Source organism: Streptomyces sp. CRCS-T-1 (genome assembly GCF_024442335.1).
Classification (GTDB): Bacteria; Actinomycetota; Actinomycetes; order Streptomycetales; family Streptomycetaceae; genus Streptomyces; species Streptomyces koelreuteriae.
In genome coordinates, this window is the sequence record NZ_CP101651.1 from 6,519,007 (window position 1) to 6,540,307 (window position 21,301).

The following is a 21,301-nucleotide window of genomic DNA, read 5'->3' on the forward strand; positions in this document are numbered from 1 at the left end:
GTAGCCCTCACTTCGTCGTCGCCTTCCGTACCGGTTCCAGCGCGGGAGCTTCCTGCTTCAGCGGTTCCTGCGCCGTCGCTTCCGCAGCGGGTGCTTTCGCAGCCCTTTCGACGGGAGCGGGGAGGGCGAGGCGGCCTCGCCCGTCACTTTTGGGCTCTCCGCTCTCTCCTTTGGCCACCGGCTCCCCGGAGACCCGAGGGGCCGGAGCCGACCAGGAGGACTTCAGCCGGTCCACCCCGTACCGCAGGGCCGACGCGTAGGTGTCGTCCGGGTCCAGCCGCCGCAGCTCCTCCGCTATCAGCTCGGCCGTGTCCCGGCGCTTGAGCGCCACTCCGCGGTCCGGCTGGCCGTCGATGGAGAGCGTGGCGAGGGAGCCGTCCGCACGGTCCAGCTTGATCGGACCGCAGTTGGTGTCCATACGGACCGCCGTCAGACCGGGTCCGCCGGACAGCGAGCGCTTCACGGGCACGTCCAGCCGGTCCGCGAGCCACATCGCCAGCAGCTCGCAGCTCGGGTTGAACTCCTCGCCCTCCACCTCGACGGCCCTGACCTCGCAGGTGACCTGGTCGAGGGCCGCCGCCAGCATGGAGCGCCAGGGCGTGATGCGGGTCCAGGACAGGTCCGTGTCGCCGGGGGTGTAGGTCCCCGACCGGGTCGCCAGGTCCCGTACCGGCTGCTCGGAGGCGTAGGTGTCGGTGACACGGCGCTGGCCGAGGGCCCCGAGGGGGTCCTTCGCCGGGTCGAGCGGCGCGTTCACCGGCCACCACACCACCACCGGGGCGTCCGGCAGCAGCAGCGGCAGCACCACCGACTGGGCGTGCTCGGCGACCTCGCCGTACAGGCGGAGCACCACCGTCTCGCCCGAACCGGCGTCCGCGCCGAGGCGGACCTCCGCGTCCAGGCGGGACTGCGTACGGTCGCGGGGCGAGCGGGAGACGCGCTTGATGACGACGAGCGTGCGCGAGGGATGCTCGTGCGAGGCGTCGTTCGCCGCCTTCAGGGCGTCGTAGGCGTTCTCCTCGTCCGTCACGATGACCAGCGTGAGCACCATGCCGACCGCCGGGGTGCCGATCGCCCGGCGCCCCTGCACCAGCGCCTTGTTGATCTTGCTGGCGGTGGTGTCCGTCAGGTCTGTCTTCATGGCCGGCGCCAGCTCCGTCCGTGTCGCTCGAGCATTTCGTCCGCCTCGACGGGCCCCCAGGTACCGGCCGGGTACTGCGCGGGCTTGCCGTTCTTGTCCCAGTACTCCTCGATCGGGTCGAGGATCTTCCAGGACAGCTCGACCTCCTCGGTGCGCGGGAAGAGGTTCGAGTCACCGAGGAGAACGTCCAGGATGAGACGCTCGTACGCCTCCGGGCTGGACTCCGTGAAGGACTCGCCGTAGGCGAAGTCCATGGACACGTCCCGGATCTCCATCGACGTGCCGGGGACCTTCGAACCGAAGCGGACCGTCACACCCTCGTCCGGCTGGACGCGGATGACGATCGCGTTGGAGCCCAGTTCCTCGGTGGCCGTCGTGTCGAAGGGGGAGTGCGGGGCCCGCTGGAAGACGACCGCGATCTCCGTCACCCGGCGGCCGAGCCGCTTGCCGGTGCGCAGATAGAAGGGGACGCCCGCCCAGCGGCGGTTGTCGATCTCCAGCTTGATCGCGGCGTAGGTGTCGGTCTTCGACGAGGCGTTGATGCCGTCCTCGTCGAGATAGCCGGTCACCTTCTCGCCGCCCTGCCAGCCGGCCGCGTACTGGCCGCGCACGGTGTCCCGGCCCATGTCCTTCGGCAGCCGCACGGCGCCGAGCACCTTGGTCTTCTCGGCGGCCAGCGCGTCCGCGTCGAAGGAGGCCGGCTCCTCCATGGCCGTGAGGGCCAGGAGCTGGAGCAGGTGGTTCTGGATGACGTCACGGGCGGCGCCGATGCCGTCGTAATACCCGGCGCGGCCGCCGATGCCGATGTCCTCGGCCATGGTGATCTGCACATGGTCCACGAGGGACCGGTTCCAGATCGGCTCGAACATCGTGTTGGCGAAGCGCAGCGCCAGGATGTTCTGGACGGTCTCCTTGCCGAGGTAGTGGTCGATCCGGAAGACCTGCTCCGGGGCGAACACCTCGTGGACGACCTTGTTGAGCTCCTCGGCCGACTTCAGGTCGTGCCCGAAGGGCTTCTCGATGACCGCGCGCCGCCAGGAGCCGCCCTGCTGGTCGGCCAGCTGGTGCTTCTTCAGCTGCTGGATGACCACCGGGAAGGACTTCGGCGGCACGGAGAGGTAGAAGGCGAAGTTGCCGCCCGTGCCCTGGGCCTTGTCCAGCTCCTCGATCGTGGAGCGCAGCCGCTCGAACGCGTCGTCGTCGTCGAACGTGCCCTGCACGAAGCGCATGCCCTGGATGAGCTGCTGCCAGACCTCCTCGCGGAAGGGCGTGCGGGCATGCTCCTTGACCGCGTCGTGGACCTCCTGTGCGAAGTCCTCGTGCGCCCACTCACGGCGCGCGAAACCCACCAGCGAGAAGCCCGGCGGCAGCAGACCCCGGTTGGCGAGGTCGTAGACGGCGGGCATGAGCTTCTTGCGTGACAGGTCGCCCGTGACGCCGAAGATGACCAGGCCCGACGGCCCCGCGATACGCGGGAGCCGTCGGTCCGCGGGGTCACGCAGCGGGTTGCTGCTCGACACCTGTTCAGCCCTCCGAGGGGGCGAGGCGCTTGAGCTCGGCCTCGGTCGACTTCAGCAGATCGTTCCAGGACGCCTCGAACTTCTCGACGCCCTCGTCCTCGAGCAGCTGGACCACGTCGTCGTACTTGATCCCGAGCTGCTCGACCGCGTCGAGGTCGGCACGGGCCTGCTCGTACGTGCCGGCGAGGGTGTTGCCGGTGATCGAGCCGTGCTCCTCGGTGGCGTACAGGGTCGCCTCCGGCATGGTGTTCACCGTGTTCGGCGCGACCAGCTCGTCGACGTACAGGGTGTCCTTGTACGCCTTGTCCTTGACGCCGGTGGAGGCCCACAGCGGACGCTGCTTGTTGGCGCCCTCGCGCTCCAGCGCGCTCCAGCGGTCGCCCGAGAAGACCTCCTCGTACGCCTGGTAGGCGAGCCGGGCGTTGGCGATGGCGGACTTGCCGCGCAGCGCCTTGGCCTCGGGGGTGCCCAGGGCGTCGATGCGCTTGTCGATCTCGGTGTCGACACGCGAGACGAAGAAGGACGCCACCGAGTGGATCTTGGACAGGTCCAGGCCCTTGGCCTTGGCCTTCTCCAGACCGGACAGGTAGGCCTCCATCACCTCGCGGTAGCGCTCCAGCGAGAAGATCAGCGTGACGTTGACGCTGATGCCGTTGCCGATCGTCTCGGCGATGGCCGGCAGACCCGCCTTGGTGGCCGGGATCTTGATGAGCGTGTTGGGGCGGTCCACCAGCCAGGCGAGCTGGCGGGCCTCGGCGACCGTCGCCTTGGTGTTGTGGGCGAGGCGCGGGTCGACCTCGATCGAGACCCGGCCGTCCTGGCCGTCGGTGGCGTCGAAGACCGGGCGCAGGATGTCGGCGGCGTCGCGGACGTCCGCCGTGGTGATCATGCGGATGGCCTCTTCGACGGTGACCTTGCGGGCGGCGAGGTCCGACAGCTGCTGGTCGTAGCCGTCACCCTCGGAGATCGCCTTCTGGAAGATCGTCGGGTTGGTGGTGACGCCCACGACGTGCTGCTGGTCGATCAGCTCGGCGAGGTTGCCGGACGTGATGCGCTTGCGCGACAGGTCGTCCAGCCAGATCGCGACGCCTTCCTCGGAGAGGCGCTTGAGTGCGTCTGTCATGGAAATTCCATCTCCTACGTGTCGTATATGAGCGTCAGCGCTGAGCTGCGGCGATCGATTCCCGGGCGGCGGCGGCCACGTTCTCGGCAGTGAAGCCGAACTCGCGGAAAAGGACCTTGCCGTCGGCCGAAGCACCGAAGTGCTCCAGGGAAACGATGCGGCCGGCGTCCCCGACGTAACGGTGCCAGGTCAGTCCGATACCGGCCTCGACCGCGACGCGGGCCTTGACGGCCGGCGGAAGGACGCTGTCCCGGTACCCCTGGTCCTGCTGCTCGAACCACTCCACCGACGGCATGGACACCACGCGCGTGGGCACGCCGGCGCCCTGGAGCTGCTCGCGCGCCTCGACGGCGACGTGCACCTCCGAGCCGGTGGCGATGAGGACGACCTCGGGCTCGCCGCCGTCGGCCTCGAAGAGGACGTACCCGCCCTTGGCGGCGTCCTCGTTGGGCGCGTACGTCGGCACACCCTGACGCGTCAGCGCCAGACCGTGCGGCTGCCCCTTGCCGAACTCCTTCGTCCAGCGCTTGAGGATCTCGCGCCAGGCGATCGCGGTCTCGTTGGCGTCCGCCGGGCGCACCAGGTTCAGGCCCGGGATCGCCCGCAGCGACGCCAGGTGCTCGATCGGCTGGTGCGTCGGGCCGTCCTCGCCCAGACCGATGGAGTCGTGCGTCCACACGTACGTCACCGGCAGGTGCATCAGCGCCGACAGCCGCACCGCGTTGCGCATGTAGTCGGAGAAGACGAGGAACGTGCCGCCGTAGATCCGGGTGTTGCCGTGCAGCGCGATGCCGTTCATCTCGGCGGCCATCGCGTGCTCGCGGATACCGAAGTGGATCGTGCGGCCGTACGGGTTCGCCTCCTGAAGCGGGTTGTCCGCCGGGAGGAACGACGACGTCTTGTCGATCGTGGTGTTGTTCGAACCGGCCAGGTCGGCCGAGCCGCCCCACAGCTCCGGGATGACCCCGCCGAGGGCCTGGAGGACCTTGCCGGAGGCGGCACGCGTGGCCACGCCCTTGCCGACCTCGAAGACCGGGATCTTCTCCTCCCAGCCCTTGGGCAGCTCGCCCTTGGCGACGCGGTCGTACTCGGCGGCGAGGTCGGGGTGGTTGTCCCGCCACTGCTGGTACGCCTTCTCCCACACGGCGCGGGCCGCCTGGCCCCGCTCCAGCGCCTTGCGGGTGTGCGTGATGACCTCGTCGGAGACCTCGAAGCTCTGCTCCGGGTCGAAGCCGAGGACACGCTTGGTCGCGGCGACCTCGTCGTCACCCAGCGCCGAGCCGTGCGCGGCCTCGGTGTTCTGCGCGTTCGGGGCCGGCCAGGCGATGATCGAGCGCATCGCGATGAACGACGGCCGGTCGGTGACGGCCTTGGCCGCCTCGATCGCGTCGTAGAGCGCGTGCGGGTCCAGGTCGCCGTCCGGCTTCGGGGCCACGCGCTGCACGTGCCAGCCGTAGGCCTCGTACCGCTTCACCGTGTCCTCGGACACGGCCGTCTCGGTGTCGCCCTCGATCGAGATGTGGTTGTCGTCCCACAGCAGGACCAGGTTGCCCAGCTTCTGGTGGCCCGCCATCGACGAGGCCTCGGCGGAGATGCCCTCCTGCAGACAGCCGTCACCGGCGACGCAGTAGACGAAGTGGTCGAAGGGGGACTCGCCCTCGGCGGCCTCCGGGTCGAACAGACCGCGCTCGTAGCGGGCGGCCATCGCCATGCCCACCGCGTTCGCGACACCCTGTCCGAGCGGGCCGGTCGTGGTCTCCACACCGGTCGTGTGCCCGTACTCGGGGTGACCGGGGGTCTTCGAACCCCAGGTGCGGAAGGACTTCAGGTCGTCCAGCTCCAGGCCGAAACCGGCCAGGTACAGCTGGGTGTAGAGGGTCAGGGACGAGTGGCCGGCGGACAGCACGAAGCGGTCCCGTCCGACCCAGTCGGCGTCCGCCGGGTCGTGCCGCATCACCTTCTGGAAGAGGGTGTAGGCGGCAGGCGCCAGGCTCATCGCCGTACCCGGATGGCCGTTGCCGACCTTCTGTACGGCATCGGCGGCCAGGACACGCGCGGTGTCGACGGACCGCTGGTCCAACTCGGTCCACTCGAGGTCTGTGGTGGTCGGCTTGGTGCTCACCCTGGGTCAGGGCTCCTCTCCACATGTTTCGGATGCCGGTGTATCGGGGCGCCCACCGGCCGCAGTCGAGCCTACCCCCGTGGGACGTGCGTTTTTTCGAGTCACTCCAGAGTGCCGGGGCTCATCCCGATCCGCCTCCTGACTGGGCCGTACCGCATTCGGCAAGTGAATACGGAGCCGCTCATCCGGGTGCTCAATCGAGCTTGGACGCGCCCGTCGGAACCCTCCCCTCAACACGAGACGACCCCCGCGAATGTCCGAGTCTGGGCAACGTCTAAAGTGGCGTGGTACGCGCGAGCCTTTACCGGTACTTCACACGGCTGAGGCTCGCTGGGATGTCTCTGTAGGGGTGTGCGTGACGGCCGTTGAATCCCGTCCAGCGGGGATGACCGGGACGGACCAGAGCCCGGCCCACCGGCCGCTCGGGGCCCGTGTCATGGCGTTCGTGGCTCTCACCAAGCCGCGGATCATCGAGCTGCTGCTGATCACCACGGTTCCCGTGATGTTCCTGGCGCAGCAGGGTGTGCCCGACCTGACGCTGGTGCTGCTGACCTGCGTCGGCGGTTACCTGTCGGCAGGCGGCGCCAACGCGCTCAACATGTACATCGACCGCGACATCGACGCGCTGATGGACCGCACCTCGCAGCGCCCGCTGGTCACCGGCATGGTCAGCCCGCGCGAGTGCCTGGCCTTCGGCATCACCCTGGCCGTCGTCTCGACCCTGCTGTTCGGCCTCGCGGTCAACTGGCTCTCGGCCTGGCTCTCCCTCGGCGCGCTCCTGTTCTACGTCGTCGTCTACACGATGATCCTCAAGCGCCGTACCTCGCAGAACATCGTCTGGGGCGGCATCGCCGGCTGTCTGCCCGTGCTGATCGGCTGGTCCTCGGTCACGAACTCCATGTCGTGGGCGCCGATCATCCTCTTCCTCGTCATGTTCTTCTGGACGCCGCCGCACTACTGGCCGCTGTCGATGAAGGTGAAAGAGGACTACGCGCGCGTGGGCGTGCCGATGCTGCCGGTGGTCGCCTCCAACAAGGTGGTCGCCAAGCAGATCGTGATCTACAGCTGGGTCATGGTCGGCGTCTCGCTCCTGCTGACCCCGCTCGGCTACACGGGCTGGTTCTACACGGCGGTCGCCCTGCTGGCCGGCGGCTTCTGGCTGTGGGAGGCACACGGCCTGCAGAACCGCGCCAAGGCCGAGGTGACGGGCGCCAAGCTCAAGGAGATGCGCCTCTTCCACTGGTCGATCACCTACGTGTCGATCCTGTTCGTGGCCGTCGCGGTCGACCCGTTCCTGCGCTGACGTACGTCACAGGGCCCTCCCCTCGCCAGTCGATCTACTCGTGAGTAGCATCCTGACCATGGCAGACACGCAGCAGGTTGACCCGAAGGCCGAGCGCAAGGTCGCCCGGCTCGCCAAGCAGATCACCGCCTTCTCCAAGGACCACGGCGGCGCCGAGGGCCAGATCGCCTACCTCGGCGAACGCGGCGCCCGCATCGTCCTCGTCGGCGAGGACGGCAACTGGGGCGACCTGGTCGCCCCCTCGCACGAGATCGCCGAGCAGGCGGTGGAGAAGTCGGGCATCACCCGCCACGAGTCCTTCGACGGCGAATTCGCCGCCAAGGTGACGACGGGCCGCTACGAGTGGACCCGCATGGCGGGCATCCAGGTAGGCGGCCCGTCCAACGGTTGAGCAACTGGCCTCTTGTCTTCAGGGGCGCGGGGAACTGCGCGAACAACCACAGATCACCCGCACCCGCCGAACAATCCGCCACCTCCCACGACGGACCGCGACCTGAACCCCGCTTCACCCGTTAGGACCCTTGGAACAACAGGGTCCACACCGGGGAGCCCGGATGATCGAAACGCCGTCCCTAGTGGACCAGTACTGCCACGGAGTACTCCGCACAGAGCTGGGCCTCGGCACCTTCGAGGCCCACCTCTCCCGCACCGAGGGCCCACCCGCCCCCGGCACCACCCTCTTCGACACCCAGACCGGCTTCGCCGTACGCCGCTGGTGCCCGCCCCTGCTCGGCCTGGAACCCCACTGCACCCCGGCCCACTACCTGGCCCGCCGCCGTGAACTGGGCGTCCTGGAGTCCGGCCGCCGTCTCCTGCGCGGCAGCGGCATCACGACGTACCTCGTCGACACCGGCCTCCCCGGCGACCTCACCGAGCCCCGCGAACTGGCCTCCGCCGGCGCCGCCGAGGCCCACGAGATCGTGCGCCTGGAACTGCTCGCCGAGCAGGTCGCCGACACCTCCGGAACCGTCGAGTCCTTTCTCGCGAACCTCGCCGAGTCCGTGCACGCCGCCGCCGCGCACGCCGTCGCGTTCACCTCGGTCGCGGGCGTCCGGCACGGCCTCGCGCTCGCGCCCGAGCCGCCCGGACCGGGAGAGGTGCGGGGAGCCGCCGGCCGCTGGCTCGCGGGGCGCGGGGTCGGCGGGGAGCTGAGCGACCCCGTGCTGCTGCGGCATCTGCTGTGGAGCGCCGTCGCCTCGGGGCTGCCGCTCCAGCTGCACGCGGGGCTCGGGGCGCCGGGCCTGCGCATCGACCGTACGGACCCGGTGCTGCTGACGGACTTCGTACGGGCCACGGCCGGGCTCGGCACGGACCTCGTCCTGCTGCACGGCTACCCGTACCACCGGCACGCCGCCCATCTCGCCGGTGTCTTCCCGCATGTCTACGTCGACTGCGGCGCCGCCCTGGTGCGTACCGGCGCCCGGGCCGCGACCGTCCTCGCGGAGATGCTGGAGCTGGCCCCGTTCGGCAAGATCCTCTTCTCCAGCGGCGCCCAGGGGCTGCCCGAACTGCACGTGGTGGCGGCCCGGCTGTTCCGCGAGGCGCTCGGCCGGGTGCTCGGCACCTGGGTCGCCGAGGACGCGTGGTCCCTGACCGACGCGCAGCGGGTGGCGGGGATGCTGGCGTCGGGGAACGCGCGCAGGGTGTACGGGCTCGACTAGGCCTTCGTCAGGGAGGCCTCGGCGGCGGGGCCGGGCAGGTCCACGGGCGCCTCGGTGCGCTCCCGCAGCGACATCATCACCAGCAGCACCCAGATCCACATCACGGCCGAGCCGAACATGTGCAGGCCGACCAGGACCTCGGGGAGGTCCGTGAAGTACTGGACGTATCCGATGACGCCCTGCGCGAGCAGGATCAGGAACAGCTCCCGGGTGCGCTTCAGCGGGCCCTTCGGTGCGTCGACCGCCTTGAGGACGAACCACAGGGCGAAGGTCAGCGTCACCACGATCCACGCCAGCACGGCGTGCAGCTTGCTCACCGTCTCCCAGTCGACCGGCATCCGCTCGACCTCGCTGGAGTCGCCCGCGTGCGGGCCCGCGCCGGTGACCACCGTGCCGACCAGGATGAGCAGGACGGCGGCCGCGGTCAGGAACCACACCAGCTGCCGCACGGCCTTGCCGACCAGCGGACGCGGCGGGGTGTCGCCCTCACGGGTGCGCTGCCACATCACCGTGGCCACCGCGATGAGCGCGGACGTCGCCACGAAGTGGGCCGCGACCGTGTACGGGTTCAGACCCACCAGCACCACGATGCCGCCGAGCACCGCGTTGCTCATCACGATCCAGAACTGCGCCCAGCCCAGCCGGACCAGGCCGGGCCGGTACGGCTTCCGGGAGCGCGCGGCGATGATCGCCCAGCCGACGGCCGCGCACAGCACGTACGTCAGCATGCGGTTGCCGAACTCGATGACGCCGTGGACGCCCATCTCGCTGGTTGCGGTGAGGGAGTTCTCGGTGCACTTGGGCCAGGTCGGGCAGCCCAGGCCCGAGCCGGTCAGCCGTACGGCACCGCCGGTGACCACGATGAGCACCGACATCACGACGGCGGACATGGCGGCCCGCTGGACGGTCCGGGGTTCCGGGGTCCAGCGGGCGGCGATGAAGGCGAGCGGGTTGCGCAGGGCGGCCTTGGCGTCGGCGCGGGTCACTTTTGGCACGCGACCCATCGTAGGGCGCCGCTTGTGCACGCTTTCACGAGGGTCCCTCATGGCCTACTCCCAGCGGAAGAACCGTCCGGCGGCGGCCAGCCCGGCCACCGCCCAGACCGCGAGGATCCCCAGGTCGGCCCAGGGCGTCCCGGCACCGTGCTGGAGCACGTCCCGCAGCCCGTCGGACAGCGCCGCGATGGGCAGCAGGCCGAGTACGTCCTGCGCGCCCTCGGGGAACTTGTCCAGCGGGACGACGACCCCGCCGCCGACGAGCAGCAGCAGGAACACCAGGTTGGCGGCGGCCAGCGTCGCCTCGGCCTTCAGCGTCCCGGCCATCAGCAGGCCGAGGCCCGAGAAGGCCGCCGTACCGAGGACGAGGAGCAGCAGGACGGCGAACGGGTTGCCCTGCGGCGACCAGCCGAGCGCGAAGGCGATCACCGTCAGCAGGACCACCTGGAGTACCTCGGTGACCAGCACGGACAGTGTCTTCGCCGTCATCAGGCCCCAGCGCGGCAGGGGCGAGGAGGCGAGCCGCTTCAGCACGCCGTAGCGGCGCTCGAAGCCGGTCGCGATCGCCTGGCCGGTGAACGCCGTCGACATCACCGCGAGCGCGAGAATGCCGGGGGCGAGGAAGTCGACGGTCTTCCCCTCGCCCGTGTCGACGATGTCCACGGTGCTGAACAGGACGAGCAGCAGGGTCGGGATCACGACCGTCAGCAGCAGCTGCTCGCCGTTGCGCAGCAGCATCTTCGTCTCGAGCACGGCCTGGGCCGCGATCATGCGGGGCAGGGGCGCGGCCCCCGGCTTCGGCGCATAGATGCCGGTGGCGGTCACGAACGCAGCTCCTTACCCGTCAGTTCGAGGAAGACGTCCTCCAGGGAATGCCGCTCCACCGAGATCTTCTCCGGCATCACGCCGTGCTGGGCGCACCAGGAGGTGACCGTGGCGAGGAGCTGCGGGTCGATCTTGCCGATGACCCGGTAGGAACCCGGCGTCAGCTCGGCGGCCGAGGAGTCGGCGGGCAGGGCCTTGAGCAGGGAGCCCACGTCCAGGCCGGGGCGGCCGGTGAAGCGGAGCGTGTTCTCGGCGCCGCCCTTGCACAGCTCCTCCGGGGAGCCCTGCGCGATGACCCGGCCCGCGTCGATGATCGCCACGTCGTCGGCGAGCTGCTCGGCCTCGTCCATGTAGTGGGTGGTGAGGATCACCGAGACGCCGTCGGCGCGCAGGTCCCGGACCAGGTCCCAGGTGGCGCGGCGGGCCTGCGGGTCGAGACCGGCGGTCGGCTCGTCCAGGAACACCAGCTCGGGGCGCCCGACCACGGCCATCGCCAGCGCGAGCCGCTGCTGCTGCCCGCCCGACAGGCGCCGGTAGGTCGTACGCCCGCAGGAGCCGAGCCCCAGGCGTTCGATGAGCGCGTCCACGTCCAGGGGATGAGCGTGCAGCTTGGCCACGTGGCGGAGCATCTCGTCGGCCCTGGAGCCCGAGTACACGCCGCCGGACTGGAGCATCACGCCGATGCGGGGCCGCAGCCGCCCGGACTCCCTGACCGGGTCGAGGCCCAGGACTCGCACCGTGCCGGCGTCCGGCTTCCGGTACCCCTCGCAGGTCTCGACCGTCGTCGTCTTGCCCGCCCCGTTGGGGCCGAGCACGGCGGTCACACCCTCCCGGGCCACCAGGTCGAGCCCGTCCACCGCGGTCTTCGGGCCGTACCGCTTCACCAGGGCCTGGACCTGGACCACGGGCTCACTTCGCATGGGTCCAGAGTCTAGGTAGGCGCGCGGGGGCTCAGACCGGGGGGTGCGGGAACTCCTCCTCACGCGGCCGGTGCACCGCCAGCCACCGTTCGGCGTAGGCCACCGCGTCCGCCACCGGGAACAGCCGTGCCTCGGCCGCCCCCACCTTCCCGCGTACGACGGGACGGTCCCGTTCGAAGTCGTAGCCCAACTCGTCGAAGCGGTCCGAGCTGATCGACACCTCGGTGACGGTCTCCCAGCCGTTCGGACCGGGCCGGCCCACCGCGACGCGCGGGGACGGTATGCGGTACTCGGCGAGGTGGAAGCCGGTGCAGGAGGCGTAGCCGGCGCCGAGCAGCAGGACCCGGGCGCCCGTCGCCTCCAGCTTCGCGAGCGGGCTTCGCTCGCCGAGCCTGCAGTCGCTCGCGTGTCCCTCGGTCAGCTCCGCCGCGCGCGGCCCGACCGCCGCGAACGAGGTCTGCGGATGGGCGCTGCGCTTCGCGCCGGGCCAGGTCCGTACCGTCTCCGGGACGACTCCGACCCCGCGTGCGGGCGTGATCCGGGGGTCGTAGGCGGGCATGGTGGCGCGGATGGCCGCCCACCATTCCGGCGGTACGGGCGGTCCCCGCCACAGGGCCGGGTCGGAGATGTCCCCGGTCTGGGTGGGGACGACCAGGGTTCCCTCCGGGCCCAGTGCGTCGAGCAGCCCCAGCACCACCGTGACGGCGCCGCCGTTGACCCAGCCGAGGGCGCTGAGCGAGGAGTGCACGAGGAGGGTCTCGCCGGGCCGTACGCCCAGTTCGCCCAACTGCGTCCGCAGTGTGTCCCGGGTGACAAGAGGGCCGGTCGGAGGGGGTGTGGCCATGGTTCGGGAGTGTCCCCGAAGGTGCTCCGGCATGCCAGCGGTTTGATCGATCAAAGATCGTTTCCGCAGGTCAGGTTAGCTTTACCTAAGTGACGCAAGGCACCGTCGAGCGGGCCGGACGTGGCTTGCCCGGTCCTGAAGAATTACGCAACAATGGCGTTGTGAAAAACGTCGGCGAGGCTCGGGAGGCTCCCATGGGTGCCCCACAGGAGGAGCTCGCGACCGGTGAGCGGTCCACCCGCAACCGCGTCGCGCGATCCATCCTGGACCACGGCCCGTCGACCGTCGCCGAGCTCGCGGAGCGGCTGCGCCTCACCCATGCGGCCGTGCGCCGGCACCTCGACGCCCTCGCGGGCGACGGTGTCGTGGAAGCGCGCGAGCAGCGGGTCTACGGCGCGCGCACCCGCGGCCGCCCCGCCAAGGCGTTCGCCCTGACGGACTGCGGCCGGGACGCCTTCGACCAGTCCTACGACAAGCTCGCGGCGGACGCGCTGCGCTGGATCGCCGACCGCGAGGGAGGCAGCGAGGCCATCGCCGCCTTCGCCCGCGCCAGGATCGCCGCCCAGGGAGGCGCGTACCGCGAGGCGGTCGAGGCCGCCCCGCCCGAGAAGCGGACCGAAGCGCTGGCCAAGGCCCTGAGCGCGGACGGGTACGCTGCTACGGCGCGCAGCGCCCCCCACCCGCAGAAGGGTGAGCAGCTCTGCCAGCACCACTGCCCGGTCGCCCACGTCGCCGAGCAGTTCCCCCAGTTGTGCGAGGCGGAGACGGAATTTTTCGCCGAGCTGCTCGGTACGCACGTACAGCGGCTCGCCACCATCGCGCACGGCGACGGCGTCTGCACGACGTTCATCCCCAAGATTTCCCACACCACTGACAACGCATCCGCAAGCACGGCCGGGAGGAACCCCGCATGACTCTCCCCACGGAGACTGCCCACCCTGAGCTCGAGGGCCTGGGCAAGTACGAATACGGCTGGGCCGACTCCGACACGGCCGGCGCCTCTGCCAAGCGCGGCATCAACGAGGACGTCGTCCGCGACATCTCCGACAAGAAGAGCGAGCCGGAGTGGATGACCAAGCTCCGTCTCAAGGGTCTGCGCCTGTTCGAGAAGAAGCCCATGCCGAACTGGGGCTCGGACCTGTCGGGGATCGACTTCGACAACATCAAGTACTTCGTGCGCTCCACGGAGAAGCAGGCGGAGTCCTGGGAGGACCTGCCCGAGGACATCAAGGCCACGTACGACAAGCTCGGCATCCCCGAGGCGGAGAAGCAGCGCCTCGTCGCCGGTGTCGCCGCCCAGTACGAGTCCGAGGTCGTCTACCACCAGATCCGCGAGGACCTGGAGGAGCAGGGCGTCATCTTCCTCGACACCGACACGGCCCTGAAGGAGCACCCGGAGCTCTTCAAGGAGTACTTCGGGACCGTCATCCCCGTCGGTGACAACAAGTTCGCGTCGCTGAACTCCGCCGTGTGGTCGGGCGGCTCCTTCATCTACGTGCCGCCGGGCGTCCACGTGGAGATCCCGCTCCAGGCCTACTTCCGCATCAACACGGAGAACATGGGCCAGTTCGAGCGGACCCTGATCATCGTCGACGAGGGTGCCTACGTGCACTACGTCGAGGGCTGCACCGCCCCGATCTACAAGTCGGACTCGCTGCACTCCGCGGTCGTCGAGATCATCGTCAAGAAGAACGCCCGCTGCCGCTACACGACCATCCAGAACTGGTCGAACAACGTCTACAACCTGGTCACCAAGCGTGCCGTGGCCTACGAGGGCGCGACCATGGAGTGGGTCGACGGCAACATCGGCTCCAAGGTGACGATGAAGTACCCGGCCGTCTACCTGATGGGCGAGCACGCCAAGGGCGAGACCCTGTCCATCGCCTTCGCCGGCGAGGGCCAGCACCAGGACGCGGGCGCCAAGATGGTCCACATGGCGCCGAACACGTCGTCCAACATCGTCTCGAAGTCCGTCGCGCGCGGCGGTGGCCGTACCTCCTACCGCGGCCTCATCGAGATCGGCGAGGGCGCCCCGGGCTCGAAGTCCAACGTGCTCTGTGACGCGCTGCTCGTCGACACGATCTCCCGCTCGGACACCTACCCCTACGTGGACGTCCGCGAGGACGACGTGTCCATGGGCCACGAGGCGACCGTCTCCAAGGTCTCCGAGGACCAGCTCTTCTACCTGATGAGCCGCGGTCTGTCCGAGGACGAGGCCATGGCGATGATCGTGCGCGGCTTCGTCGAGCCCATCGCCAAGGAGCTCCCCATGGAGTACGCGCTGGAGCTCAACCGGCTGATCGAGCTGCAGATGGAAGGCGCGGTCGGCTAACCCCACCGCAGTCCATCAAGCCCTTACGTAACGGAAAGCGAGCACTACGACAGCCATGGCTGAGGCCCAGAACATCCCGGTGGGCGCCACCACCACCGGCTCGATCGCGGTGGCGGCCGAGTCGACCGTCGCCACCCGCATGAGCGCGCCCCCCTCCTTCGACGTGGCGGACTTCCCCGTCCCGCACGGCCGGGAGGAGGAGTGGCGGTTCACCCCGCTGGAGCGCCTGCGCGGTCTGCACGACGGCACCGCCGTGGCGAACGGCAACGGCGTGAAGGTCGACGTCCAGGCCCCCGAGGGCGTCACCGTCGAGGCCGTCGGCCGCGACGACGCGCGGCTCGGCAAGGCGGGCATCCCGGTGGACCGCGTCGCCGCCCAGGCCTACTCCGCCTTCGAGAAGGCCTCGGTCGTGAGCGTCCCCAAGGAGACGGTCCTCACCGAGCCGATCCGCATCGCGGTGCACGGCGAGGGCGGGACCGCCTTCGGCCACCAGGTGATCGAGCTGGGCGCCTTCGCCGAGGCCGTCGTGGTCATCGACCACACCGGTGACGCGGTGCTCGCCGCCAACGTCGACTACCTCCTGGGCGACGGCGCCAAGCTGACCGTCGTCTCCGTCCAGGACTGGGACGAGAAGACGGTCCACGTCGCCCAGCACAACGCGCTCGTCGGCCGCGACGCCTCCTTCAAGTCGGTCGTCGTCACCTTCGGCGGCGACGTCGTCCGGCTGCACCCGCGCGTCACGTACGCCGGCCCCGGCGGCGAGGCCGAGCTGTTCGGTCTGTACTTCACCGACCAGGGCCAGCACCAGGAGCACCGCCTCCTGGTCGACCACAACGTCCCGCACTGCAAGTCGAACGTCGTCTACAAGGGCGCGCTCCAGGGCGAAGAGGCCCACGCGGTGTGGATCGGCGACGTGCTCATCGAGGCCAAGGCCGAGGGCACCGACACGTACGAGATGAACCGCAACCTGGTCCTCACGGACGGGGCGCGCGTGGACTCCGTACCCAACCTCGAGATCGAGACCGGCGAGATCGTCGGCGCCGGCCACGCCTCGGCGACCGGCCGCTTCGACGACGAGCAGCTCTTCTACCTCATGGCCCGCGGCATCCCGGAGCACGAGGCCCGCCGTCTCGTGGTCCGCGGCTTCTTCGCCGAGCTGGTCCAGCAGATCGGCCTCCCCGACATCGAGGAGCGCCTGATCGCCAAGATCGAGGAAGAGCTGGAGGCGTCGGTGGCATGAGCCTCGCATTCGTACGCGTCTGTGGACTGAGCGAGCTGGAGGACGACACCCCCAAGCGGGTGGAACTCGACGGCACGCCCATGTCCATCGTGCAGACCGAGGGCGAGGTGTTCGCGGTGTACGACATCTGCTCGCACGCGAACGTCTCCCTGTCGGAGGGCGAGGTCGACGACTGTCACATCGAGTGCTGGCTGCACGGCTCGCGCTTCGACCTCCGTTCCGGCAAGCCCGACGCCCTTCCGGCGACGCGCCCCGTCCCCGTATACCCCGTAAAGATCGAAGGGGACGACGTGCTCGTCTCCCTCACCCAGGAGTCCTGAGGCACCCATGGCAACGCTTGAAATCCGAGACCTGCACGTCACCGTCGAGGCCGACAACGCCACGAAGGAGATCCTCAAGGGCGTCGACCTCACCGTGAAGCAGGGCGAGACGCACGCCATCATGGGCCCGAACGGCTCCGGCAAGTCGACCCTCGCCTACTCCCTCGCGGGTCACCCGAAGTACACGATCACCGGCGGCACCGTCACCCTCGACGGCGAGGACGTCCTGGAGATGTCCGTCGACGAGCGGGCCCGCGCCGGCCTCTTCCTCGCCATGCAGTACCCGGTCGAGGTCCCCGGCGTCTCCGTCTCCAACTTCCTGCGCACCTCCGCCACCGCCATCCGCGGCGAGGCCCCCAAGCTGCGCACCTGGGTGAAGGAGGTCAAGGAGGCCATGCAGCGCCTCAACATCGACCCCGCCTTCGCCGAGCGCAACGTCAACGAGGGCTTCTCCGGCGGTGAGAAGAAGCGCCACGAGATCCTTCAGCTCGAGCTGCTCAAGCCGAAGGTCGCGGTTCTCGACGAGACCGACTCCGGCCTGGACGTCGACGCCCTGCGCGTGGTGTCCGAGGGCGTCAACCGTGTCCGTGAGACGGGCGAGGTCGGCACCCTGCTGATCACCCACTACACGCGCATCCTCCGCTACATCAAGCCCGACCACGTGCACGTCTTCTCCGGCGGCCGCATCGTCGAGTCCGGCGGCGCCGAGCTCGCCGACAAGCTGGAGAACGAGGGCTACGAGGCATACACGAAGGGTGGCGCATCCGCGTGACACAGCTGCCGGGCCTCCTCACTGAGTCCAATCTTCTTGGCGAGGCGCTCCGCAAGGACTTCCCGATCCTGGACCGCCAGGTCCATGACGGAAAGAAGCTCGTCTACCTCGACAACGCCGCGACCTCGCAGACCCCGCGCCAGGTCATCGACGTGCTCGACGAGTACTACGAGCAGCACAACGCCAACGTCCACCGTGGCGTGCACGTCCTCGCCGAGGAGGCCACGGCGCTGTACGAGGGCGCGCGCGACAAGGTCGCGGAGTTCATCAACGCGCCCTCGCGCAACGAGGTGATCTTCACCAAGAACGCCTCGGAGTCGCTCAACCTCGTGGCGAACATGCTGGGCTGGGCCGACGAGCCCTACCGCGTGGACGCCGAGACCGAGATCGTCATCACGGAGATGGAGCACCACTCCAACATCGTGCCGTGGCAGCTGCTCGCGCAGCGCACGGGCGCGAAGCTGAAGTGGTTCGGCCTCACCGACGACGGCCGCCTGGACCTGTCCAACATCGACCAGGTCATCACCGAGAAGACGAAGATCGTCTCCTTCGTGCTGGTCTCCAACATCCTGGGCACCCAGAACCCGGTCGAGGCCATCGTGCGCCGCGCCCAGGAGGTCGGTGCGCTGGTGTGCGTCGACGCCTCCCAGGCAGCGCCGCACATGCCGCTGGACGTACAGGCCCTGCAGGCCGACTTCGTGGCCTTCACCGGCCACAAGATGTGCGGCCCGACCGGCATCGGCGTCCTGTGGGGACGGCAGGAACTCCTGGAGGACCTGCCCCCGTTCCTCGGCGGCGGCGAGATGATCGAGACGGTGTCGATGCACTCCTCGACCTACGCCCCGGCGCCCCACAAGTTCGAGGCGGGCACGCCCCCGATCGCCCAGGCGGTCGGACTCGGCGCGGCGATCGACTATCTCAACTCGATCGGCATGGACAAGATCTTCGCCCACGAGCACGCGCTCACCGAGTACGCGGTGAAGCGGCTCCTGGAGGTCCCCGACCTCCGGATCATCGGCCCCACCACGGCCGAGGAGCGGGGCGCGGCGATCTCCTTCACCCTCGGGGACATCCACCCGCACGACGTGGGCCAGGTCCTCGACGAGCAGGGCATCGCGGTCCGGGTCGGCCACCACTGCGCGCGGCCGGTCTGCCTGCGCTACGGAATTCCCGCGACCACACGAGCGTCGTTCTATCTGTACTCCACGCCGGCCGAGATCGACGCACTGGTCGACGGCCTGGAGCACGTACGGAACTTCTTCGGCTGAGAGGCGTGCGGAAACCGTGAAGCTGGATTCGATGTACCAGGAAGTCATCCTGGACCACTACAAGAACCCGCACGGGCGTGGTCTTAGGGATGGCGACGCCGAGGTGCACCACGTGAACCCGACGTGCGGCGACGAGATCACGCTCCGTGTGAAGTACGAGGGCACCACGATCAAGGACGTCTCGTACGAGGGCCAGGGCTGTTCCATCAGCCAGGCGAGCGCGTCCGTACTGAACGAACTCCTCGTCGGCAAGGACCTCTCCGACGGACGGAAGATCCAGGAGACCTTCCTGGAGCTGATGCAGTCCAAGGGGAAGCTCGAGCCCGACGACGCGATGGAGGACATCCTGGAGGACGCGGTCGCGTTCGCCGGGGTGTCCAAGTACCCGGCCCGGGTCAAGTGCGCCCTGTTGAGCTGGATGGCCTGGAAGGACGCTACGGCCCAGGCCCTGGGCGAGCCCGACGCCGAAAGGAAGACGACGGCATGAGCGAGACCATCGAGATGAAGCCGGCCTCGGAGGACGAGGTCCGTGAGGCGCTGTACGACGTCGTCGACCCCGAGTTGGGCATCGACGTCGTCAACCTCGGGCTGATCTACGGCATCCACATCGACGACGCGAACATCGCGACGATCGACATGACCCTGACGTCGGCGGCCTGTCCGCTCACCGACGTCATCGAGGACCAGGCGAAGTCGGCCACGGACGGCATCGTGAACGAACTGCGCATCAACTGGGTCTGGATGCCCCCGTGGGGCCCCGACAAGATCACGGACGACGGCCGGGAGCAGCTCCGGGCGCTCGGGTTCAACGTCTGAGATCCACCCGGGATCCATACATGACGAAGGGGCGGCACCTTTCCGGTGCCGCCCCTTCGTCATGTTCGTTTCAGGGTGGCTCAGTTCAGCCCGCCCACCAGCCGGAACGACGCGTCCGCGCGGAAGTCGCCGTAGTGCTGGTACGGGTCGAGGCGGAGCTGGAAGTTGCGGTGGCGCAGGAAGCGGCCCGGGTAGTTCACCGACTCCAGCATGACCGCGCCGGAGGGGTACACGGGGCGGGGGCAGAAGGTGGCGTCCTGGCGGAACAGGGCCGAGCCGTCGTCGCTGTTCTTGACGAGGACGAAGCTGCGGTGGCGGAGATAGCCGCCGTCCGCGGTGATGAAGGAGTAGCAGGAGGAGTCGGCGAGTCCGGCGACGCGCCGGAACGTGGCGTCCTCACGCTGCTCGGGGCCGGAGCCGATCGAGTCCAGGCGCACATAGCCGTCGCGCACCCGCCAGTAGCGGTCGGGGTGGTTGACCGAGCGTATGGATGTCCCGCTGGACTTCGGGGGCTTCGGGGCCGGTGAAGTCCGATCGGACTTGGAGGGCTTCGGTGCCTTCGGGCGCGGCTTCGGCGAGGCGCTCGGGCTGGTGGACGCGCTCGTCGTGGGGGTGGGCGACGGGCGTTCGCGGTCCTTGCCGGGCGTCTGCGTGGCGTTCTTTGAGGGCGTCGCGAAGGAGATCAGGCCGCCCGGGGCAGAACTGCTGAGGGTCGTCGGCTCCGCCGACTCGGCTGCCGGTTCGCCGGCCTGACTGTCCATCACGGCTATCGCCGTCACGCACGCGGTGACCGTGGCCAGGGCGAGGGCGCCCGCCAGCCAGAGCCTTCGCGTTCCCGGTGCCCGGGTGGTGTCCGGGGCCCAACCGCTTTCCCACGGACGGTCCTGTGGCGGCCGGGACTTGTCTTCTGTCATGCGCTGGTTCCTCCATCGGGGCACCCTTGACGGCGGCGCAGTTGTGGTGGCCCGGTGTGTGATCGGTGACACCGTAGTGGACGTCCGGGATCACTGGGGGCGTTATGTGAGAGCGGTTTCCGTCCTGTGATGTGTACGGTCGTACAGATGATGTGTACGCTGGTACACATGGGTTATCTGCTGCTGGCCTCGGCCATAGCCGCCGAAGTGGGTGCCACGACTGCCATGAAGTACAGCGACGGCTTCAGCAGGCTCGGACCCTCGCTGCTCACGCTCGTCGGCTACGTCGTCTCCTTCGCCCTGCTCGCGCAGACGCTGAAGACCGTCTCCGTGGGCACGGCCTACGCGATCTGGGCCGGGGTCGGCACCGCGGCCATCGCCACCATCGGTGTCCTGTTCCTCGGCGAGGGCGTGACCGCGGCCAAGGCCGCCGGAATCGCGCTGATCATCGTCGGGGTCGTGGTGCTGAACCTGGGAGGCGGTCACTGATGCCCCGGCGCTACGACCCCGAGCGGCGGCAGCGGATCATCGACGCGGCGATCCGGGTCGTCGGGGCGAAGGGCATCGCGGGGCTGAGCCACCGCAGTGCCGCCGCCGAGGCCGATGTGCCGCTCGGCTCCACGACGTATCACTTCAAGACCCTCGACGAACTGCTGGTCGCCGCGCTGCGGCAGGCCAACGAGGGGTTCGCCAAGGTGGTCGCCGGGCGCGGCGGACTCCAGGATCCCCGGACCGATCTGGCGGCGGAACTCGCCGCATGGGTGGGAGAGTGGCTCGCGGGCGACCGGACCGGCGTCGAGCTGGAGTACGAGCTGTATCTGGCCGCCCTGCGCCGGCCCGCCCTGCGGCCCGTCGCCGCCGAGTGGGCCGAGGGGGTCGCCGAGTTGCTGTCCCGGCGTACGGATCCCGTGACGGCGCGGGCGCTGGTGGCGGTGGTCGACGGGATCTGTCTGCAGGTGCTGCTGACGGGGGTGGCGTACGACGAGGCGTATGCGCGGGAGGTGCTGGGGCGGGTTGTGGGAGGTTGTGGCGGGGCGGGTGAGTAGCCGGTGGTGGGGTCGTTCCGGGGCTTCCGGGGCTCTGGGCTCGGGGCCGGTGGCGGTGGGCGCCGCAGGGCGCCGACCAGCATGGAGACGTACCGCCCGGCACGTGAGACGGCCCCGTACCGGTTCGCATCGAGTGCCG

22 protein-coding genes are annotated in these 21,301 nt (G+C 69.5%); 13 read left to right on the top strand and 9 right to left on the bottom strand.

What is annotated here, in order from left to right; genetic code table 11:
* Positions 1 to 7 precede the first annotated feature (7 nt).
* The 4 genes from opcA to tkt are packed head-to-tail and all read right to left on the bottom strand — an operon-like array spanning position 8 to position 5,906.
* Positions 8 to 1,141 (bottom strand): glucose-6-phosphate dehydrogenase assembly protein OpcA, encoded by a 1,134-nt coding sequence (opcA, locus tag NNW99_RS29495; RefSeq protein ID WP_215122204.1) that lies wholly within the window; start codon positions 1,139 to 1,141, stop codon positions 8 to 10.
* On the bottom strand, positions 1,138 to 2,661 hold the full coding sequence (gene zwf / locus NNW99_RS29500; RefSeq protein WP_215122205.1) for a glucose-6-phosphate dehydrogenase: 1,524 nt from the start codon (positions 2,659 to 2,661) through the stop codon (positions 1,138 to 1,140). The genes opcA and zwf overlap by 4 nt, the downstream gene beginning before the upstream one ends.
* A 4-nt stretch (positions 2,662 to 2,665) precedes the next feature.
* Positions 2,666 to 3,784: a transaldolase gene (gene tal, locus NNW99_RS29505; protein WP_215122206.1), complete on the bottom strand. Its 1,119-nt coding sequence runs from the start codon at positions 3,782 to 3,784 to the stop codon at positions 2,666 to 2,668.
* 34 nt (positions 3,785 to 3,818) lie between these two features.
* Positions 3,819 to 5,906: a transketolase gene (tkt, locus tag NNW99_RS29510; RefSeq protein WP_215122207.1), complete on the bottom strand. Its 2,088-nt coding sequence runs from the start codon at positions 5,904 to 5,906 to the stop codon at positions 3,819 to 3,821.
* Positions 5,907 to 6,291: 385 nt separating this feature from the next.
* Here tkt and NNW99_RS29515 point away from each other — a divergent pair, with 385 nt between their 5' ends.
* From NNW99_RS29515 to NNW99_RS29525, 3 genes are all read left to right on the top strand, one after another.
* Positions 6,292 to 7,209: a heme o synthase gene (locus NNW99_RS29515; RefSeq protein WP_215122208.1), complete on the top strand. Its 918-nt coding sequence runs from the start codon at positions 6,292 to 6,294 to the stop codon at positions 7,207 to 7,209.
* Between the two features lie 58 nt (positions 7,210 to 7,267).
* Positions 7,268 to 7,600: a hypothetical protein gene (locus NNW99_RS29520; protein WP_215122209.1), complete on the top strand. Its 333-nt coding sequence runs from the start codon at positions 7,268 to 7,270 to the stop codon at positions 7,598 to 7,600.
* Between the two features lie 163 nt (positions 7,601 to 7,763).
* A complete protein-coding gene (locus NNW99_RS29525; RefSeq protein WP_215122210.1) occupies positions 7,764 to 8,870 on the top strand; it encodes an amidohydrolase family protein in 1,107 nt (368 codons plus the stop codon).
* Here the strand turns inward: NNW99_RS29525 and NNW99_RS29530 are convergent.
* From NNW99_RS29530 to NNW99_RS29545, 4 genes are read right to left on the bottom strand one after another with little or no spacing between them, the layout of a single operon-like run.
* Entirely contained in the window at positions 8,867 to 9,916 is a 1,050-nt protein-coding gene (locus NNW99_RS29530) for a heme A synthase (RefSeq protein ID WP_215122211.1), read from the bottom strand. The genes NNW99_RS29525 and NNW99_RS29530 overlap by 4 nt on opposite strands.
* Positions 9,917 to 9,919: 3 nt before the next feature.
* Positions 9,920 to 10,690 (bottom strand): ABC transporter permease, encoded by a 771-nt coding sequence (locus tag NNW99_RS29535; RefSeq protein WP_215122212.1) that lies wholly within the window; start codon positions 10,688 to 10,690, stop codon positions 9,920 to 9,922.
* Positions 10,687 to 11,610, bottom strand: coding sequence for an ABC transporter ATP-binding protein (locus tag NNW99_RS29540; protein ID WP_215122213.1), 924 nt, complete (start codon positions 11,608 to 11,610; stop codon positions 10,687 to 10,689). The genes NNW99_RS29535 and NNW99_RS29540 overlap by 4 nt, the downstream gene beginning before the upstream one ends.
* A gap of 31 nt (positions 11,611 to 11,641) precedes the next feature.
* Complete coding sequence (locus tag NNW99_RS29545) at positions 11,642 to 12,454, bottom strand: aminoglycoside N(3)-acetyltransferase (protein WP_215122214.1); 813 nt, start codon at positions 12,452 to 12,454, stop codon at positions 11,642 to 11,644.
* 161 nt (positions 12,455 to 12,615) lie between these two features.
* Between NNW99_RS29545 and NNW99_RS29550 the strand changes: the two genes are divergently transcribed.
* Genes NNW99_RS29550 through NNW99_RS29585 form a run of 8 tightly spaced genes read left to right on the top strand, consistent with a single transcriptional unit; the run spans position 12,616 to position 19,202 of the window.
* Positions 12,616 to 13,368 carry a metalloregulator ArsR/SmtB family transcription factor gene (locus NNW99_RS29550; RefSeq protein WP_215122215.1) on the top strand — a complete coding sequence of 251 codons (753 nt, stop codon included), beginning with the start codon at positions 12,616 to 12,618 and terminating at the stop codon, positions 13,366 to 13,368.
* Positions 13,365 to 14,786, top strand: coding sequence for a Fe-S cluster assembly protein SufB (sufB, locus tag NNW99_RS29555; RefSeq protein ID WP_053670664.1), 1,422 nt, complete (start codon positions 13,365 to 13,367; stop codon positions 14,784 to 14,786). Before NNW99_RS29550 ends, sufB begins: the two co-directional genes overlap by 4 nt.
* Before the next feature lie 55 nt (positions 14,787 to 14,841).
* Entirely contained in the window at positions 14,842 to 16,026 is a 1,185-nt protein-coding gene (gene sufD, locus NNW99_RS29560; protein WP_215122216.1) for a Fe-S cluster assembly protein SufD, read from the top strand.
* The gene (locus NNW99_RS29565) at positions 16,023 to 16,346 is read left to right on the top strand and encodes a non-heme iron oxygenase ferredoxin subunit (protein ID WP_189731059.1); all 324 of its coding nucleotides are present in this window, start codon (positions 16,023 to 16,025) and stop codon (positions 16,344 to 16,346) included. Before sufD ends, NNW99_RS29565 begins: the two co-directional genes overlap by 4 nt.
* Positions 16,347 to 16,353: 7 nt before the next feature.
* Entirely contained in the window at positions 16,354 to 17,118 is a 765-nt protein-coding gene (gene sufC / locus NNW99_RS29570; RefSeq protein ID WP_215122217.1) for a Fe-S cluster assembly ATPase SufC, read from the top strand.
* A complete protein-coding gene (locus tag NNW99_RS29575) occupies positions 17,115 to 18,386 on the top strand; it encodes a cysteine desulfurase (RefSeq protein WP_215122218.1) in 1,272 nt (423 codons plus the stop codon). The genes sufC and NNW99_RS29575 overlap by 4 nt, the downstream gene beginning before the upstream one ends.
* Positions 18,387 to 18,402: 16 nt before the next feature.
* Positions 18,403 to 18,873: a Fe-S cluster assembly sulfur transfer protein SufU gene (gene sufU, locus NNW99_RS29580; RefSeq protein ID WP_215122219.1), complete on the top strand. Its 471-nt coding sequence runs from the start codon at positions 18,403 to 18,405 to the stop codon at positions 18,871 to 18,873.
* The gene (locus tag NNW99_RS29585) at positions 18,870 to 19,202 is read left to right on the top strand and encodes a metal-sulfur cluster assembly factor (protein ID WP_184596910.1); all 333 of its coding nucleotides are present in this window, start codon (positions 18,870 to 18,872) and stop codon (positions 19,200 to 19,202) included. Before sufU ends, NNW99_RS29585 begins: the two co-directional genes overlap by 4 nt.
* 80 nt (positions 19,203 to 19,282) lie before the next feature.
* Here the strand turns inward: NNW99_RS29585 and NNW99_RS29590 are convergent, their stop codons facing one another.
* Positions 19,283 to 20,116, bottom strand: a complete 834-nt coding sequence (locus NNW99_RS29590) for an AbfB domain-containing protein (protein WP_215122220.1) — start codon at positions 20,114 to 20,116, stop codon at positions 19,283 to 19,285.
* A gap of 168 nt (positions 20,117 to 20,284) precedes the next feature.
* Between NNW99_RS29590 and NNW99_RS29595 the strand changes: the two genes are divergently transcribed.
* Together NNW99_RS29595 and NNW99_RS29600 are read left to right on the top strand one after the other, a co-directional pair.
* The gene (locus NNW99_RS29595) at positions 20,285 to 20,605 is read left to right on the top strand and encodes a multidrug efflux SMR transporter (protein WP_215122221.1); all 321 of its coding nucleotides are present in this window, start codon (positions 20,285 to 20,287) and stop codon (positions 20,603 to 20,605) included.
* The gene (locus NNW99_RS29600; RefSeq protein ID WP_215122222.1) at positions 20,605 to 21,162 is read left to right on the top strand and encodes a TetR/AcrR family transcriptional regulator; all 558 of its coding nucleotides are present in this window, start codon (positions 20,605 to 20,607) and stop codon (positions 21,160 to 21,162) included. Before NNW99_RS29595 ends, NNW99_RS29600 begins: the two co-directional genes overlap by 1 nt.
* The last annotated feature ends 139 nt before the right edge of the window (positions 21,163 to 21,301 follow it).